This is a genomic window from Rothia sp. LK2492, assembly GCF_040946345.1.
GTDB lineage: Bacteria > Actinomycetota > Actinomycetes > Actinomycetales > Micrococcaceae > Rothia > Rothia endophytica.
The window spans coordinates 1-710 of record NZ_JAYWLX010000028.1 but is presented as its reverse complement, the minus strand read 5'-3'; the positions used below and the strand labels follow the sequence as shown (position 1 = coordinate 710).

General features: G+C 51.8%; 1 pseudogene. It reads right to left on the bottom strand.

The features are described 5' to 3' along the window. Positions 1–436, bottom strand: a pseudogene (locus VVR27_RS11570) (hypothetical protein); the annotation flags it as partial. Positions 437–710: the final 274 nt, after the last annotated feature.

Below are 710 nucleotides of genomic sequence, written 5' to 3'. Positions count from 1 at the left end.
CATCACGACGGTCATCTCGGCGCTGTCCAAAACCACCGCGGTCATCGCGGCTGCCGTAGGAGCGCTCACCATCGTTGCGGCGACCTCCAAAACCACCACGATTATCACGATCATTGCGCTGGGTTCCGTCGTTTGAACTGCGGCGTTTACCGAAACCGCCCTGGAAGTCTCTGTCGTCTACGCGATCCTCACGGCTACCGTAGGAACGCTCACCATCGTTGCGGCGACCTCCAAAACCACCACGGTCATCACGGCTGCCGTAGGAACGCTCACCATCGTTGCGGCGACCTCCGAAACCACCACGGTTATCACGACGATCTGAACGATCATTACGGTCATTACCGTAGGAACGGTTTCCACCAGATGAGTGGCGATCGTTGTTTTTCTTGTATCCATCGCGATTGTTATCTGAGTGGTTACGTGAGTAGTCAGCCAAGTATGCTCCTTTATATTTTTTACGTTAAGGCTCTTTCCAAAGAACCTCTTATTGTGCACTGATTCCTAGTGTATCGGGCGTATGTGACCATGCGGAGCTGAGGTCACCTAGTTTTGGTGCGTTTTCAGGCACACGGTAATTACTTAGTTGCCCCTTTAAATACAAAAAAGGGGGTTACCCACCAAGAAAAAACCACCCACAACCCACACACCCCAAAAACACACCCCCTTAAAACAAAATAGCCCCTGCCCACAAAGGACAAGAGCTACCTCGA